The sequence below is a fragment of the Candidatus Latescibacterota bacterium genome (genome assembly GCA_020633725.1).
GTDB lineage: Bacteria > Krumholzibacteriota > Krumholzibacteriia > JACNKJ01 > JACNKJ01 > VGXI01.
This window is the reverse complement of sequence record JACKDC010000001.1, coordinates 599,031-612,819: the sequence shown is the minus strand read 5'-3', so window position 1 is coordinate 612,819 and position 13,789 is coordinate 599,031. Positions and strand designations below refer to the sequence as shown.

The window sequence follows — 13,789 nt, the reverse complement described above, 5'->3', positions numbered from 1 at the left end:
CGCGATACCACGCGATTCTGCAAGTCGGATGCCAGTTGGCCGCGTCACGGCCGCTTCTCCAGTGTGTAAATCCTTACACCACGCAATGTTGCGCTGCCGACCTCGCGATAGCCGGTGAACGCGCGCAGCAGGGCCTCGCTGCCGCCCCACTCCCAGTCCCGCGCGCTGACCAGCTTGAGCCGTGCGGGCTCGCCGAGCGCGGCGACCTTGGCGCGGATATCGTCGCTTCGCATGCCCGGCCACAGCTGCGCCGTGGGCACGTTACCCCTGAAATAGTAGTCGAAAGGCGCCCCCACCACGGCCACCACGACGGGCACGGCCTCGGCCTCGGCCGCCAGGCGGCGCGCCGCGCCCCGAACGTCTTCCTTCGCGTAGGCGGGATTCCAGTAGTACTGGGCGAGGGAGCCGGCGAACAGCCCGAGAACGAGGGCCGTCGCCAGCTGGCGCCATCGCCGTGGGCGCAGGGCCAGGATTCCATCCGCCAGCAGCAGGAGGAGAAGCGGCCAAACCATACTCACGTAGCGCACGTTGTAAACCTTAAAGTTCTTCAGCGCCAGCGCCGTGGCGAGCCCCAGGCAGACCGCGAGAATCGCCACGATTTCCCAGCGCCGGCTCCGCGTCTGGCGGGCAAAGCCCAGCACCATCAGCGGCGCCAGCACCAGCCCGGCCACCCCCAGCGCCAGGGAATGCCGGCCCAGCGCCGCGCCCAGGCTGCCGTGGAGCTCGCCCAGCGACGGTCCCCAGCTGAAGCCCATGAGCAGCGCGTAGAAGGTGTAGGGCAGCGCCATGGGCGAGAACGACGGCGCGCCGCGCAGGGGGGCGTCTCTCCAGCCGGGGACGTCCAGCACCAGCCGCTGCGGCGCCATGGTCTCCACGAAGCTGCGGATCCAGGGCAGGCTGAGCAGGGCCAGCAGCAGCGCCGCCAGACCCAGCCAGGCGGCCTGTCGCCGCCGCCGCCCCGGGACCGCCACCAGCAGGGCCACGGCCAGGCCGAGGAGCAGCAGCGCAAAGGTCAGGTTGGCCAGCAGCCCGAGCCAGGCGATGCCGACGAAGAGCGCGAAGTCCCCCCAGCGCGGGGTCCCCCGCTCCCGCCAGCGCTCCGCCGCCCAGAGGCAGCTCGCCGCCAGCAGGAGGACGAAGCTGTAGTTCCGCAGCTCCTGGCTGTACCAGACCGCGAAGGGGCTGAGGGCGGCCAGCCAGGCCACGAGCGCGGCGCTTCGCTCCCCGGAGACGCGACGCGCCCAGGCGTGGACCGGCAGCACGGCCAGCGCGCCCGCCAGGGCCGAGATCAGCCGCAGCCGCTCGCCGCTGAGCGCCTCCGCGCCCAGCGCCAGTGCGGCCGTGTAGAGCGGACCGTGCAGGTCCCGCAGCAGATGGCCCGCGCTGACCTCGCGCACGACGCGCACGGCATCCAGCGTGATGATCTCGTCCACCCAGAAGCCCGAGGCCGTCAGGTGGTAGAGACGCAACACCACGCCCAGCAGCAGGGCGCAGGCCAGTGGCCAGTGCCCGCCCCAGCGGGTGGAGGATTGCCCGAGTGCTGTCGTCAAACTAGTAAGCGCCTCGTCTGGCGATGATGGCCGGCAGTGTGCGCAGGAGGAGCTTCACGTCGAACACCAGGCTGCGCAGTTTCACGTACTCCATGTCCAGTCGCATCCACTCGTCGAAGCCGATGCTGCTCCGCCCCGACACCTGCCAGAGGCAGGTGATCCCCGGCTGCACCTCGAGCCGGCGATAGTGCCAGGGTTCGTAGAGTTCCACCTCGGAGGGGATCTGCGGCCGCGGGCCGACGATGCTCATGTCGCCCTTGAGCACGTTGAAGAGCTGCGGCAGCTCGTCCAGGCTACTGCGGCGCAGGAAGCGGCCGAGAGGGGTGATCCGGGGATCGTCCCGGATCTTGAACATGGGGCCCTCGGCCTCGTTGAGGTAGCTGATCTCCTCCTTGAGGGACTCGGCGTCGGCGACCATCGAACGGAACTTGTAGCAGACGAAGTGGCGCCTGCCCTTGCCCACGCGGATCTGCCGGAAGAAGATCGGCCCGTCGCTCTCCAGCTTGATGATGATGGCCAGCGGGACCATCAGCGGCAGGAACAGCAGGATGCCAACCCCGCTGAAGAGGATGTCCATGAGGCGCTTGCTGGCCCGGTAGTACCAGGGATCGCGGACGGGAAAGGCCACCAGGTCGCCGTCCTGCGCGAACGGCGTCGCGCCTGCGCTGCCCATGTCGGCCTCTGCGTCGATGTCGTGCTCGGAGAGCAGGGTGCCGCTTCTTGCCATGCTGTCGACCTCAGATGTCTGACTGCTCTGCGGATCGGGTCAGGAGCGCGCTTGCCAGCCGGCGCCGGGTCCGAAGTGGAGCGCTGTTGTCATCGAGAACGATAGCAAGCGGCGATAAGGGCCTCCGTGGCGGGTTGAGACCATCAAGTCTAGCAGAGGCGAAGCAGGCTTGTAAAGCAGCGCCCTTCCTGCGCCTAGAACACCGAGCGCAGGACCGCGCAGACGTGATCCACCTGCTCCTCGGCGAGCTCGGCGTACATGGGAAGGCTGAGGATCTCCGCGGCGCCACGCTCCGCGGCCGGGAACTGCCCGCGCCGGCCCAGGTGGGCGAAGGCCGGCTGCAGATGCACCGGCTGCGGGTAGTGATAGCCGAAGCCGATCCCCGCCGCCTTGAGGGCTGCATCGATATCGGCCACGCGCTCGCTGCGAATGACGAAGAGGTGGAAGACGGGCTCGTGCCCCTCGCGCCGCAGCGGAAGCCGCAGGTCCCCCACGCCCGCGAGGCGCTCGGCGTAGGCCGCCGCCACGCGGCGCCGGCCGGCGTTCCAGGCGTCGAGATGGGCGAGCTTCACCGACAGCACGGCCGCCTGCAGCGCGTCCAGGCGGCTGTTGGTGCCCAGCCGCTCGTGCTGGTACTTGCGAGGGCTGCCGTGGTCGCCGATCTCTCGAACACCCTGCGCCAGTTCCGGTGACGACGCCAGCACCGCCCCCGCGTCGCCGTAGGCGCCGAGGTTCTTGCCCGGGTAGAAGCTGAAGCCGGCCATGTCCCCCATGCTCCCGCAGCGGCGGCCCTTGTAGCGCGCGCCGTGGGCCTGCGCGGCGTCTTCGATCACGACGAGCCCGTGCTTGCGGGCGAGCGCAAGCAGCGGGTCCATGTCGACGGCGTCGCCGTAGAGATGCACGGGCATCAGCGCGCGGGTGCGTGGGCCGATCGCGGCCTCCACCTGGGCGATGTCCAGGTGGTAGGTGGCGGCATCCATGTCCACCAGCACCGGCGTCGCGCCGGCGAGCACGATGGCCTCCACCGTCGCGACGAAGGTGTTCGCGGCCGTGATGACCTCGTCGCCGGGGCCGAGGCCCAGGGCTCTGCAGGCGAGCTGCAGCGCGTCGGTGCCGTTGGCCACGCCCACGGCGTGAGGCGCGCCGCAGTAGGCCGCGAAGGCCGTCTCGAAGTCCCTGACCGCCGCGCCGCCGATGAAGGCGCCGCGCGCCATGATGTCGTTCAGCAGCGGGTGGATTTCGTCCTTGATCTGCTGGTACTGGACCTTCAAGTCGAGGAATGGCACCTGCATCTTACGTCGTTCCCTTCCGTCCCGGAGCACGGGCCGCGATTCCGCAGGCGGGGGCGACCGTCCCCGTCCGCGTCCGCAGCCGCGGCGATTGTCACTTTCTTTGCGAAGCAGCAGAGGTGCCAGTCGCGGCCGCCCGCGCCGCGTTGACGCCCCGGAGAGTGGGTGATAGCGTAACACGTTCTCGCTGAAAGGAAAGCCCCATGCTCCGCGTGGCGATGGTCGCCTACACCTACTACGCCTCGGACCCGCGCGTGCGGCGCGAAGCCGAGGCCCTCGCCGCCAGAGGAGACCACGTGGACTTCTTCTGTCTGCGGTCGCGAGGCGAGCCCGCCGAGGAGCGCCTGCATGGCGTCCGCGTGCTCCATCTGCCGCTGCGGCGCTATCGCGGCGGGAATCCGTTGCTCTACGTCGGCAGCTATTGCCTCTTCCTCGTCATGGCCGGCTGGGCGCTGGCGTGGCGCCATCTGCGCGGCGCCTACGCGCTCGTGCACGCCAACAACATGCCGGACTTCATGGCCTTCGCCGGCCTGCTGCCGCGTCTCGCCGGGCGGCCGCTCGTGCTGGACATCCACGACACCATGCCCGAGATCTACCGCGGCAAGTTCGGGGTCGGCCCGGACCACCCCCTGATCCGTCTCCTGCGCCTGCAAGAGCGCCTGAGCGCGCGCCTGGCCAGCCGGGTCCTGACCTCGGAGCACACCAAGCGCGACGCCCTCGTGGAGCACGGCCTGCCCGCGGAGAAGATCGAGGTCCTCCTGAACCTGCCCGACCCGCGGATCTTTCCCCCGGCGCCGCCGCGGGAGCCCCGTCCGGCGGACGCGGGCTTCCGCCTCGTCTTCCACGGCACGCTGGCGGAGCGGCTGGGCGTGGATCTGGCCCTGGAGGCCGTGGCGCGGATCGGCGAGCGCATCCCCGGTCTCCGCCTCGACGTGATCGGGGACGGCGACCAGCGTCCGGCCCTGCTCGCGCTCCGGGACCGCCTCGGCCTGCAGGACCGGGTGCGCTTCAGCGACGGCATGGTGCCGGTGGAGGATCTCCCCCGGCTACTGGCCGACGCCGACCTGGCGGTCATCCCCACGCGGGAGGGAATCGCCACGCGTTACATGCTGCCGACGAAGCTCGTCGAGTACGCCACCCTCGGAATTCCGGCAATAGTGGCGCCGACGCACACGATACGCTATTACTTCGACGAGACCCAGGTGGCCTTCTTCACTCCGGGGGACCCGGAGTCGCTGGCCGAAACGATCGTGGCGCTCCACGAGGATCCCGTCCGCCGGCGCGCGCTTGCCCTGGGCGCGGCGCGCTTCAGCGAGCGGTATTCCTGGAACCGGCACAAGCAGGTCTACCTAGACCTGGTCGATGCCCTCTGCGCCCCCGCAAGGAGTAGCTGATGTACCTGGAGTTCTTCGGGCTGCGCGAGAAGCCGTTCAACGTGACGCCCGATCCCCATTTCCTCTACATGTCGCCGAGCCACCAGGAGGCCTTCGCGAACCTGATCTACGGGGTGCGCGAGCGGAAGGGCTTCATCATGGTCACGGGCGAGGTGGGAACGGGCAAGACCACGCTGCTCCACAGCCTGCTGGCGAACCTCGACGACGACATTCGCAGCGTCTTCGTCTTCCACACGGGCCTCGACTTCACCGACATGCTCGAGATGGTCCACCACGAGCTGGGCATCCCGATCAGCACGCCCACGCGGGCCGCGCTGCTCCAGAGCCTGAACCGCTACCTCATCGAACAGCTCGGCGAGGGGCGCAACGTGGCGCTGATCATCGACGAGGCGCAGAACCTGTCGCCGGAGCTGCTCGAGAACCTGCGGCTGCTCTCGAATCTCGAGACGGCCAAGGACAAGCTCCTGCAGATCGTGCTCGTGGGCCAGCCCGAGCTGGACGACAAGATGGCCCTGCCCCAGCTGCGCCAGCTCAAGCAGCGCATCGCCGTGCACGGCGTGATCGACACGCTGAGCCCCGGCGAGAGCCGCGCCTACATCCGCCACCGGCTGGCCGTGGCCGGCGCCCCCAACCAGGGCGCGGGGATCTTCAGCGAGGAGGCGATCAGCCACCTCGTGCACGCGGCCGGAGGCGTCCCGCGCCAGCTCAACGTGCTCTGCGACAACGCGCTGCTCATCGCCTACGCCGACGGCTCGCGCGAGGTGCTCAGCGCGCACGCGCGCGAGGCCATCCGCGATCACGGCGCCCCCACGCCCAGCGCCCGGCGCAAGGCCGAGCTCGAGGCGACGCAGCCGTCGCTGCCGCCGCTCCCGGCGCCCGCGCCCAGCCGTCGCTGGCTGATGCCCGCCGTGATCATCGGCGCGCTGGCCATCGCCGCGCTGCTCTATGGCAGCTTCCGTCTCGGCTCGCGCAAGGGCATGCCGGGCGAGACGTCCCGCTCGCTGCCGCCGCAGCGGGAGGTCCAGCGCACGCCCCAGCCGATGGCCGACGAGCCCGCTGCCGCCATGCCGATCCCGGCCACCGCCCAGGCGGCGCCCGCGGAGTCGCCGGCGCAGCTCGCGGATGAGCTGGCGCGCCGTCGCGACAGCGCCGTGCTCGATCCCCTCTACGCCGGCGAGCGCGCCACCGAGACGCGCCAGGCGCCGACGCACACGGGCGAGCGCATTCTCGATCCCATGTACACGCGCCAGCCCGACGAGGCGGTGACGCAGCGGCCTGCCGAGAGCGTGACGCAGCGGCCGGTGGCTGCGCGCCCCGTCGAGACCGTGGCGGAGCGGCCCGCGACGTCCCGACCGGTCCCGAGCGCGACGCAGCTCGACACCGCGACGCAGTCCTCCGCGCCGCCCGCCGCGTCCGACGTCATGGACGAGCCCCCCGCCGCGCGCCCGGCGACGCAGACGCGCACGTCGCCCCCCGCCACCAGCACCCCGGCCGTCGCGGTGACGGAGGACGGCCGTCCGGGCCGCTTCCTGCCCGTCCGGCGGCCGGAGAACGAGTCGGTCCCGCTGCCCCAGGAAGCGCCAGATTCGCCGGTCGCCTCGCCGGAACCCGCGCCGCTGACGCATCACGAGGGGAACCAGAACCTCCTCGAGCGCTTCTGGCACGCGTCGACCCTGGTGGAGCTGCAGTCCATCCTCGACCAGTGTCCGCGCCGGACCTACGTCGTGCGGCCGGGCGATCACTTCATCGGTCTGGTCTACGCCGCGACGGGCCGTCGCGACGTGCTGGTCCTCGATCTGGTGGAGCGGATGAACCCCCAGGTGACGGACTTCGACCTCATCGAGGTAGGCTGGCCCTTGATCCTGCCGGACTTCACGTCCTCGGCGTCGGAGACGTCCGAGGTGGCCGGCACCCCCAGCGGCTAGGAGGAGCGCCGCGTGAGCAAGACCTTCAAGGCCCTACAGCGCGCCGCCCGGGAACAGGCCCAGCGGCAGCACCGTCCCCTGGACGAGGCCCTGACGCCCCCGCCGCCGGCCCCCCGGCTGGCGCCGCCTTCGGCGTCGCGCGCGCGGGTCATCGCGCTGTCCGGTCTCGTCCACGACGGCGAGGGCAACGCGCCGCCGCGTCCCCGCGCCCTCTCCGCCACGGAGGAGCACGGCGAACTGCGCAGCGAGATCGACCTCTCCCTGCGCGAGATCCTCGAGCAGCATCTGCGACCGGGCTGCCCGGAGCTCGACATCCGCGACGACGGCTGGGTGCGCGGCAAGCTGGACCCACGGGGGCTGCTGCGCCTGCTGCGCCGTCACAACCTGCTGCACTGCCTGCAGCGGGACGAGGAGACCACGTTCTGGTTCTGGGCGTCGGCGCGCGAGGCCACGGATCTGGCCGATTCCACCGGCTACCGCCTCGACCCCGTGGATTTCGCCGGGAATCTCCGCGACTAGGGCGCCTCGTCGAGCGTGTCCTCGGCGGGCGCTTCCAGCGAGCCGCCGGCCCGATAGGTCCGCAGCTCCGAGGTGAACGCCCCCACCGGCGCGCGCGCCTTCAGCTTGACCGGCAGGCGGCGCGAGTCGTCGCTGACGTAGATGAGCATCCTCCCCTCCGACTTGAACAGGCCCTGGCTCTGCAGCGTCGGCTCGAGCACCAGGCAGTCGAAGCGGCCCATCGGGGTCTCCACCTGCTCCCTGCCCACCACGGCCACCCGCAGGGGATAGCTCTTCTTGCCGTCGTGGACCGGGATGTGCAGCACCATGCCCTCCCGGAGCGGGAAGGCGCGCAGGGTGAACAGCGCGGAGAGGATGTCCTGGCTGCCGGGCATGAGTTCGCTCTCGCTGCCGTCGGCGTAGCGCGCGACGCCCTCGTCCTGGTAGTACTCCGCCACGAGATCGCTCTCGTAGTTCCCCTCGCGGAGATGCTTCTCGAAGCGAAGGCTGGTGAGCGTGTCGAGATCCAGCAGGGAGCTGATCTCGTCGCGAACCTTGTAGACGCTGTCGATCCACTTCGCGCTGCGCGCCCGCGACATCAGGCCGAGCACGCGGCGGCCGCGGTGCGTCTCGACCTCGCGCGTCTCGAGGCGCGCCCGGCCGACGCTCATCACCCCGTACTGGATCTCGTAGTCGAGGATTTCTCCGCCGCCGAAGGGCAGCGTGTCGGGCATGAGGAAGCCCTCGCTGCCGTCCGGGTACTCCACGTGGCCCGGCTGAGGGAGGCGGAGCGCGGGGTGCGTGGCGTCGGGTGCGCCGTTCGGCGCCGGCGCTTCGTCCGCGGCGCTCACAGCGCCGGCGGCGGCGAGGAGCAGCGCTGCGAACCACACGCGTCTGCGAAGTCTAGTCAACGCCGCGCTCCTCGTGCTCGGGTGGCGCCGGGTCGCCCGGAATCACTCCGCGCGCCTGGCCCCAGTGGAGGCTGTGCTTCAGCCCCACCTGCAGGGCGGACAGCAGCGCCAGCACGACGCCGTGCGGGCCATCGCGCCAGCCCCGCTGCCAGACCAGCATCCGCAGGAAGCGTGCCGGCGGACGAAGCAGCGCCCTGCCCAGGCTGGGGCGGCGGCCCTCGCGGGCGAGCTGTCTGGCCCCCGCCCGCGAGTAGCGCAGCATGCGGGCGAGGTAGTCGTCTACATCCCGGTAGCTGTCGTGTTCCAGCGCCTCACGGAGCCGGCCGTGGCCGCCGGGGCAGTGCATGAGCTCGTGGACGAGGGCGTCCCGGTAGCGGCCAGCGTCCCGCTCCAGCAGGCGGACGACGCCGTCGCGCTCCCAGCCCCCGTGACGCATCGTCTTGCCCAGGAAACGGTTGCGGCGAGGCACCCAGTAGGCGCGGTGCTGGGGAGCCGCGAGCGTGCGGTCGATCTCGGCGCGAAGGGCCGGCGTGACGCGCTCGTCGGCGTCGAGGATCAACACCCAGCCGGGATCCAGGCGCTCCAGCGCCCAGTTCTTCTGGTCGGAGGGCGAGCGGTACTGGCGCCGCACGAATTCGGCGCCCGCGGCCTCGGCCACCTGCGCGGTGCCGTCGGTGCTGAAGGAGTCCACCACCAGGATCCTGCGCGCCCAGCCCGCCACCGAGGCGAGGCAGCCCGGCAGGTTGTCCTCCTCGTTCCAGGTGGTGACGAGCACCTGGGGGCCCGTCATCGCGCGCCGTCCTTGCCCAACATGGCGCGGAGCCTTGCAGACACCTCCTGGGGCGTCAAGTCGTTCATGCAGGGGTGGCCGGCCAGCGGGCAGCGCGTGAGGCTGCAGGGACTGCAGTCCAGCGGCAGGCGGAGGAGCGGGTGGCGCGGATCGTCCACTGACCAGATCGACGGATCGCTGGGACCGAAGAGCGCCAGGCTCGGCGTACCCACGCCCACGGCGACGTGCCTGGCGCCGGAGTCCGTGCTGAGCAGCAGGTCCGCGTGACGCACCGCGGCGAGCAGGGTGGCGATGTCCGTGGACGCGAGCACCGCCGCACCCGAGCGCGCTGCGATCTCGCCGAGCAGCGCCTGCTCGGACGGTCCGCCCAGCAACGTCACCCGCCAGCCCTCGGCCAGCAGCGTGCGCGCGACCTCGGCGTAGTGGGACGGCGGCCACTGCTTCGACGTCCAGGTGGCCCCGGGCGCGACGAGCAGGCTGGGCCCGTCGCCCGGCGGCAGCGGGTTGCGCTCTTCGGCGGGCGCCGGCGGGAGCCGCAGGTCCAGGGAACCGGGTGCGATCCCCAGGCTGTCGACGAGCAGGAAGTGATTCACCGGCGCGTAGGGGCGTCCGCGCTCGGCGGGCCACACGCGCGGCGCCTTTTCCGTGTAGAAGAAGTGGCGGTGCCGCACCCGGTACCCGTGTCGCCGCGGCGCCCCCGACAGCAGCGTGAAGAGCGCCGAGGTGGTGCTGCCCTGCAGGTCGAGCACGAGATCGTAGCGCTCGCGGCGCAGACGCAGCCCCCAGCGCAGGTCGCTGAGCCAGCGCGGGCGCGCCCGCCGCGGGTAGGCGAGCACGCGGTCCAGCACCGGACTGCCCTCCACCAACCGCGCGAGGGTGTCGTCCACCAGGTAGTCGATGCGCGCGGCGGGATAGGCCGTTCGCAACGCGGCGAGCAGCGGCGTGCCCAGCAGGACGTCCCCCAGCGCGCGGAAACGCATCACGAGGATGCGCTTCACCGGCCCTCCAGGAGCGCCACGAGACGTTCGAAGGCGAAGTCGACGCCGAGATCGGCGAGGCAGAAGGGATCGTCGCAGACGTGCTTGTGACAGGGCCGGCAGTGCGCCGGCATCGTGAGCAGCTCGGCGTGGGGCTGGTCGTCGTAGGGGAACCAGATGTTCGGGTCCGTCGGGCCGAAGAGCGCCAGCGTGGGCACGCCCAGCGCGATGGCCAGATGCATGATGCCGCCGTCGCCCGCGACGAGCGCGCGGCAGGCGGCGAGCAGGCCCATCAGCGGACGCAGCTCCAATTCGGGCAGGATCACGACCTTGGAGTTGCTCAGCGCGCGGATCCGTTCCAGGCGCCGCCGCTTGCCCGGCTGGCCGAGAAAGACCGGGCGATACCGTCCGTCCATGCGCAGCTGGGCCGCCAGGCCCACGAAGCGCTCCTCCGGCCACTCCTTGGTGGGCTGCGTCGCGCCGGTGAGGATGGCCACCGTGTTCCCGCCCAGCCCGCGGTCCTCGAGCATCCGCCGCCCGGCGCTCAGCTCCGCCGGCGACACGGTGAGCCGCGGCGCCGTGAGCGCCTGCGGGCCGGCGATGCTCTCGACGAAACGGAGGTGGTGGCGCGGGGCGCTGTCGTCGGGGAGATCCTCCGGCGGCCGCACGTTGTAGAGCAGCGAGCGCGGAAAGCGTCCGCGCCCCACCCGCGTGGGCGCGCCGGTGAGCCAGGTCAGCCAGGCGCTGCGCGGGTTGCCGAAGAGATCCAGCACCAGGTCGTAGCGGCCGCGCAGCCGGCGCACGAGCTCCCACGCCCCCTCGCCCGTGGCGCCGTCGCTGCGGCGCAGCGCGTGCACGGCGCGCAGCTCCGGGACGCGGTCGAGCACCTCGTGATACGGCGCTTCGCAGAGGTAGTCGATGGCCGCGCCAGGATAGGCGCGCCGCAGGGCCGAGACCACGGGCAGGGTGAGCACGACGTCGCCCAGGAAGCGCAGTCGCGTGACGAGGATCGTCCGCGGTTCGCCCTTGCCGAAGCGCGTCTTCACGCCCGCACCTCCGCGTCGCGGATGACGCGCGCCGCTTCGAGCAGGGTGTCCAGCACCTGCTCCGCGCCTTCCGCCGCGCCGGCGGCCTCGGTCTCGGCGCCGTGGCCGCTGCGCACCAGCAGCGCGCGCAGTCCGCGCGTGGCCGCCAGGCCGAGGTCGTCGGGCTTGTCCCCCACCACCCAGCTGCCGGGCAACTCCAGGTCGAGTTCCCGCGCCGCGCGATCCAGCATGCCGGGACGCGGCTTGCGGCAGTCGCAGTCGATCGCGTAGTCGGGCACGCTGCCCTCTGCCAGATGCGGACAGTAGTAGACGCCGTCGAGCCGCACGCCACCCGCGGCGAGGAGCGACGCGAGGCGGGCGTTCACCGCGGCCACGGCGCCCTCGTCGAAGAGGCCGCGCGCCACGCCGGACTGATTGCTCAGAACGACCAGGGCCAGGCCCGTCTCGCCGAGCGTGCGCAGCGCGTCGAGCGTCCAGGGGTAGAGCGCGAGCGCGCCCGCCTCGGCGAGGTAGTGCTTCTCCTCGACGAGTGTGCCGTCCCGGTCCAGAAAGACCGCGCGCCTCATGCCGACGCCCGCCGCGGCTCGAACCAGTCCGCGAGCGCGCCGCGCACGTTCCACGGCGTGACGGCCGTGTCGCAGTGCATCGCAGGCAGCGGACAGACGCGGTTGAAGCAGGGCCGGCAGGGGACGTCCGCGGCCAGCCAGCGCACGCTCGGGCCGCGCGGCGCGGTCCACTGCGTGGAGGTGGAAAGAAAGAGACCCAGCACGCGCCCTCCCACCGCCGCCGCGAGATGCATCGGACCCGTGTCGTTGCTGACGACGAAGCGCGCCTCGCGCAGCAGGGCCGACAGCTCGCCGAGATCGAGCGCCCCCGCCAGCGCCAGCGCGCGGCGGCCCTGGGCGCGCAGCGACTCCGTCAGCGCGCGGCAGAGCGCGGCTTCCTCGGCGCTGCCGAGCACCAGCACCCAGAGCTCCTGCGGAATCACGCGGGCCAGCTCCGCGAACTGCGTCCAGCGCTTCGCGGGCCCGAACACGGCGCCGGGGACGAAGACGGCGAAGCCGTCCAGCGGCACGTCCTCGCGCTGCAGGCGATCACGCGCGCGGGCGGTCGCGTCCGCGGTCGGATGGACCGCCGGCTGCAGCCCGCTGGCGCTCGTGGCCCCGTCCGCCAGGAGGCCGGCGCGTCCGTCGATCCAGTGACGCTCCCGCCCGGGCGGCGGACCGAGGTTCCGCGTGAGCAGCGCGCCGCGGCCCTGGCCGCCGAAGCCGACGCGTCGCCGCACGCCGCTCGCCGCCGCGAGGAGCGCGGTGGACAGGCTGTCGGGGACGATCCACAGGGCATCCAGCGCGCGCGCGGCGCCGCCCAGGTCCCGGCGCGCCCGCAGGAGTCCGACCGGGCCGCGGTGACGTCCCTTCGGTTCCACCGCGCGCACGGCGACCACTGCGGGATGGCCGCCGAAGAGGGGCTCGTGCCCCGGCCGGCACCAGACTTCGACGCCCTGTCCGCTGAGGCCGGCGAGGGGGGGCAGGAGCGCCGTGGACATCACGCAGTCGCCCAGGTGCGCGGGCGTGAGCAGCGCGGCGCGAAAGGGCGGCTCAGGAAGGCTGGACATGCAGGATGCCCTCGACGGCCGCGTCGATCTCCCGCAGGGACATCTTCTGACCTGGCTGCCCCCGCAGCACGCCCACGCGCTCGCGCCGGCGCGGCTCCCAGCGGCTGCTGTCCGCCGCGCTGAAGAGGCCCAGGCTGGGCACGCCGGCCGCGACGGCCGCGTGGAAGAACTCCGTGTTGCCGGCCACGAGCAGATCGCAGCGGCTGAGCAGCGCGAGCCGCTCGCGCAGGCCCTGGGGCGGCATGTCCAGCGCCTCGCCGCGCAGGTCGCGGCGGAACTCGGCGGCGGCGTCCGCGTCCTCGTCCAGGTGCAGCAGCAGCACCTTGCCCCGCAGCCGCTCGGTGAGATGGTTCACCAGGTAGGCCAGGTTCCCGCGCGCGAGGCGGCGCTCGCCGAGCCCGCGTCCCGGGTCCACGGCGATGAGCACCTGGTCCTTCACCGGCTTGCGGAAGTGGATCAGCTGATCGGCGGCGCGCTGCTCTTCCGGACGCAGCGTGAAGCGCCACTGGCTGGGGTCGTAGTCCAGCCGGAAGAAGCGCGACAGCTCCCAGGCCAGCTCCATGTGGTAGCGCTCGTGCCCCTGCCAGCGCAGCATGCAGTTGAGCAGCTGGTCCCGCTCCTCGCGGAAGACGCCGATGCGCAGCGCCGCCTGGGAGGCGTAGGCGACGAGATCGCGCGGCGGATCGGCCTCGTCCCCGAGGAGGATCACCGTGTCGAACTCGCGGTTGCGCACTTCCTTGAGCAGGCGGTAGTAGCTCGCCGAGCGCGCCTTGAGCTGGTCGGTCTTGTAGACGAGCAGACCGCTCAGCATCGCCTCGCGGCGGAGGAGTTCCGCCCAGCGGTCCTCCACCATCACCTGCAGCTCGAGCTCCGGCTGCTCGCGGTGCAGGGCCTGCATCACCGGCAGGAAGAAGACCAGATCGCAGAGCCGGCCCGAGTCCACGAAGAGCAGCCGCCGGGCTTCGCTGAAGCCGCGGCTCAGGCTGAACTCGCGTTCCAGCGGCGCCATGCCGAGGCTGCGCAGCGCGAGGCGGGCGAAGGGGCTGTTGAGGATCGACGTCTTCATG

General features: G+C 71.9%; 13 protein-coding genes. 3 read left to right on the top strand and 10 right to left on the bottom strand.

The genetic code is table 11. The features are described 5' to 3' along the window. Positions 1 to 44 precede the first annotated feature (44 nt). The 3 genes from H6693_02655 to H6693_02645 form a co-directional block, all read right to left on the bottom strand. The gene (locus H6693_02655) at positions 45 to 1,550 is read right to left on the bottom strand and encodes a glycosyltransferase family 39 protein (GenBank protein ID MCB9515076.1); all 1,506 of its coding nucleotides are present in this window, start codon (positions 1,548 to 1,550) and stop codon (positions 45 to 47) included. A gap of 1 nt (position 1,551) precedes the next feature. Further along, complete coding sequence (locus H6693_02650; protein MCB9515075.1) at positions 1,552 to 2,223, bottom strand: sugar transferase; 672 nt, start codon at positions 2,221 to 2,223, stop codon at positions 1,552 to 1,554. A 248-nt stretch (positions 2,224 to 2,471) separates the two neighbouring features. After that, positions 2,472 to 3,569, bottom strand: a complete 1,098-nt coding sequence (locus tag H6693_02645; GenBank protein MCB9515074.1) for a DegT/DnrJ/EryC1/StrS family aminotransferase — start codon at positions 3,567 to 3,569, stop codon at positions 2,472 to 2,474. Between the two features lie 200 nt (positions 3,570 to 3,769). Between H6693_02645 and H6693_02640 the strand changes: the two genes are divergently transcribed. The 3 genes from H6693_02640 to H6693_02630 are packed head-to-tail and all read left to right on the top strand — an operon-like array spanning position 3,770 to position 7,404. Continuing rightward, a complete protein-coding gene (locus tag H6693_02640) occupies positions 3,770 to 4,960 on the top strand; it encodes a glycosyltransferase family 4 protein (GenBank protein MCB9515073.1) in 1,191 nt (396 codons plus the stop codon). After that, entirely contained in the window at positions 4,960 to 6,885 is a 1,926-nt protein-coding gene (locus H6693_02635) for an AAA family ATPase (GenBank protein MCB9515072.1), read from the top strand. Before H6693_02640 ends, H6693_02635 begins: the two co-directional genes overlap by 1 nt. Before the next feature lie 12 nt (positions 6,886 to 6,897). Beyond that, the gene (locus H6693_02630; protein ID MCB9515071.1) at positions 6,898 to 7,404 is read left to right on the top strand and encodes a hypothetical protein; all 507 of its coding nucleotides are present in this window, start codon (positions 6,898 to 6,900) and stop codon (positions 7,402 to 7,404) included. Here the strand turns inward: H6693_02630 and H6693_02625 are convergent. The 7 genes from H6693_02625 to H6693_02595 are packed head-to-tail and all read right to left on the bottom strand — an operon-like array spanning position 7,401 to position 13,788. Further along, positions 7,401 to 8,273 (bottom strand): DUF3108 domain-containing protein, encoded by an 873-nt coding sequence (locus tag H6693_02625; protein ID MCB9515070.1) that lies wholly within the window; start codon positions 8,271 to 8,273, stop codon positions 7,401 to 7,403. The genes H6693_02630 and H6693_02625 overlap by 4 nt on opposite strands. 13 nt (positions 8,274 to 8,286) lie before the next feature. Beyond that, a complete protein-coding gene (locus H6693_02620; protein ID MCB9515069.1) occupies positions 8,287 to 9,084 on the bottom strand; it encodes a glycosyltransferase family 2 protein in 798 nt (265 codons plus the stop codon). Then, positions 9,081 to 10,082: a glycosyltransferase family 9 protein gene (locus tag H6693_02615; GenBank protein ID MCB9515068.1), complete on the bottom strand. Its 1,002-nt coding sequence runs from the start codon at positions 10,080 to 10,082 to the stop codon at positions 9,081 to 9,083. Before H6693_02615 ends, H6693_02620 begins: the two co-directional genes overlap by 4 nt. Beyond that, entirely contained in the window at positions 10,079 to 11,107 is a 1,029-nt protein-coding gene (locus tag H6693_02610) for a glycosyltransferase family 9 protein (protein ID MCB9515067.1), read from the bottom strand. The genes H6693_02615 and H6693_02610 overlap by 4 nt, the downstream gene beginning before the upstream one ends. Beyond that, on the bottom strand, positions 11,104 to 11,673 hold the full coding sequence (locus H6693_02605) for an HAD family hydrolase (GenBank protein MCB9515066.1): 570 nt from the start codon (positions 11,671 to 11,673) through the stop codon (positions 11,104 to 11,106). Before H6693_02605 ends, H6693_02610 begins: the two co-directional genes overlap by 4 nt. After that, positions 11,670 to 12,722, bottom strand: a complete 1,053-nt coding sequence (locus H6693_02600) for a glycosyltransferase family 9 protein (GenBank protein MCB9515065.1) — start codon at positions 12,720 to 12,722, stop codon at positions 11,670 to 11,672. The genes H6693_02605 and H6693_02600 overlap by 4 nt, the downstream gene beginning before the upstream one ends. After that, positions 12,706 to 13,788 (bottom strand): glycosyltransferase family 9 protein, encoded by a 1,083-nt coding sequence (locus tag H6693_02595; GenBank protein MCB9515064.1) that lies wholly within the window; start codon positions 13,786 to 13,788, stop codon positions 12,706 to 12,708. The genes H6693_02600 and H6693_02595 overlap by 17 nt, the downstream gene beginning before the upstream one ends. Position 13,789: the final 1 nt, after the last annotated feature.

What these genes read in the sequence shown, in the direction of transcription:
- H6693_02650 (MCB9515075.1), bottom strand. Translation starts at nt 2,223, where the DNA reads ATGGGCAGCGCAGGCGCGACGCCGTTCGCGCAGGACGGCGACCTGGTG.
- H6693_02645 (MCB9515074.1), bottom strand. Translation starts at nt 3,569, where the DNA reads ATGCAGGTGCCATTCCTCGACTTGAAGGTCCAGTACCAGCAGATCAAG.
- H6693_02640 (MCB9515073.1), top strand. Translation starts at nt 3,770, where the DNA reads ATGCTCCGCGTGGCGATGGTCGCCTACACCTACTACGCCTCGGACCCG.
- H6693_02635 (MCB9515072.1), top strand. Translation starts at nt 4,960, where the DNA reads ATGTACCTGGAGTTCTTCGGGCTGCGCGAGAAGCCGTTCAACGTGACG.
- H6693_02620 (MCB9515069.1), bottom strand. Translation starts at nt 9,084, where the DNA reads ATGACGGGCCCCCAGGTGCTCGTCACCACCTGGAACGAGGAGGACAAC.
- H6693_02605 (MCB9515066.1), bottom strand. Translation starts at nt 11,673, where the DNA reads ATGAGGCGCGCGGTCTTTCTGGACCGGGACGGCACACTCGTCGAGGAG.
- H6693_02600 (MCB9515065.1), bottom strand. Translation starts at nt 12,722, where the DNA reads ATGTCCAGCCTTCCTGAGCCGCCCTTTCGCGCCGCGCTGCTCACGCCC.
- H6693_02595 (MCB9515064.1), bottom strand. Translation starts at nt 13,788, where the DNA reads ATGAAGACGTCGATCCTCAACAGCCCCTTCGCCCGCCTCGCGCTGCGC.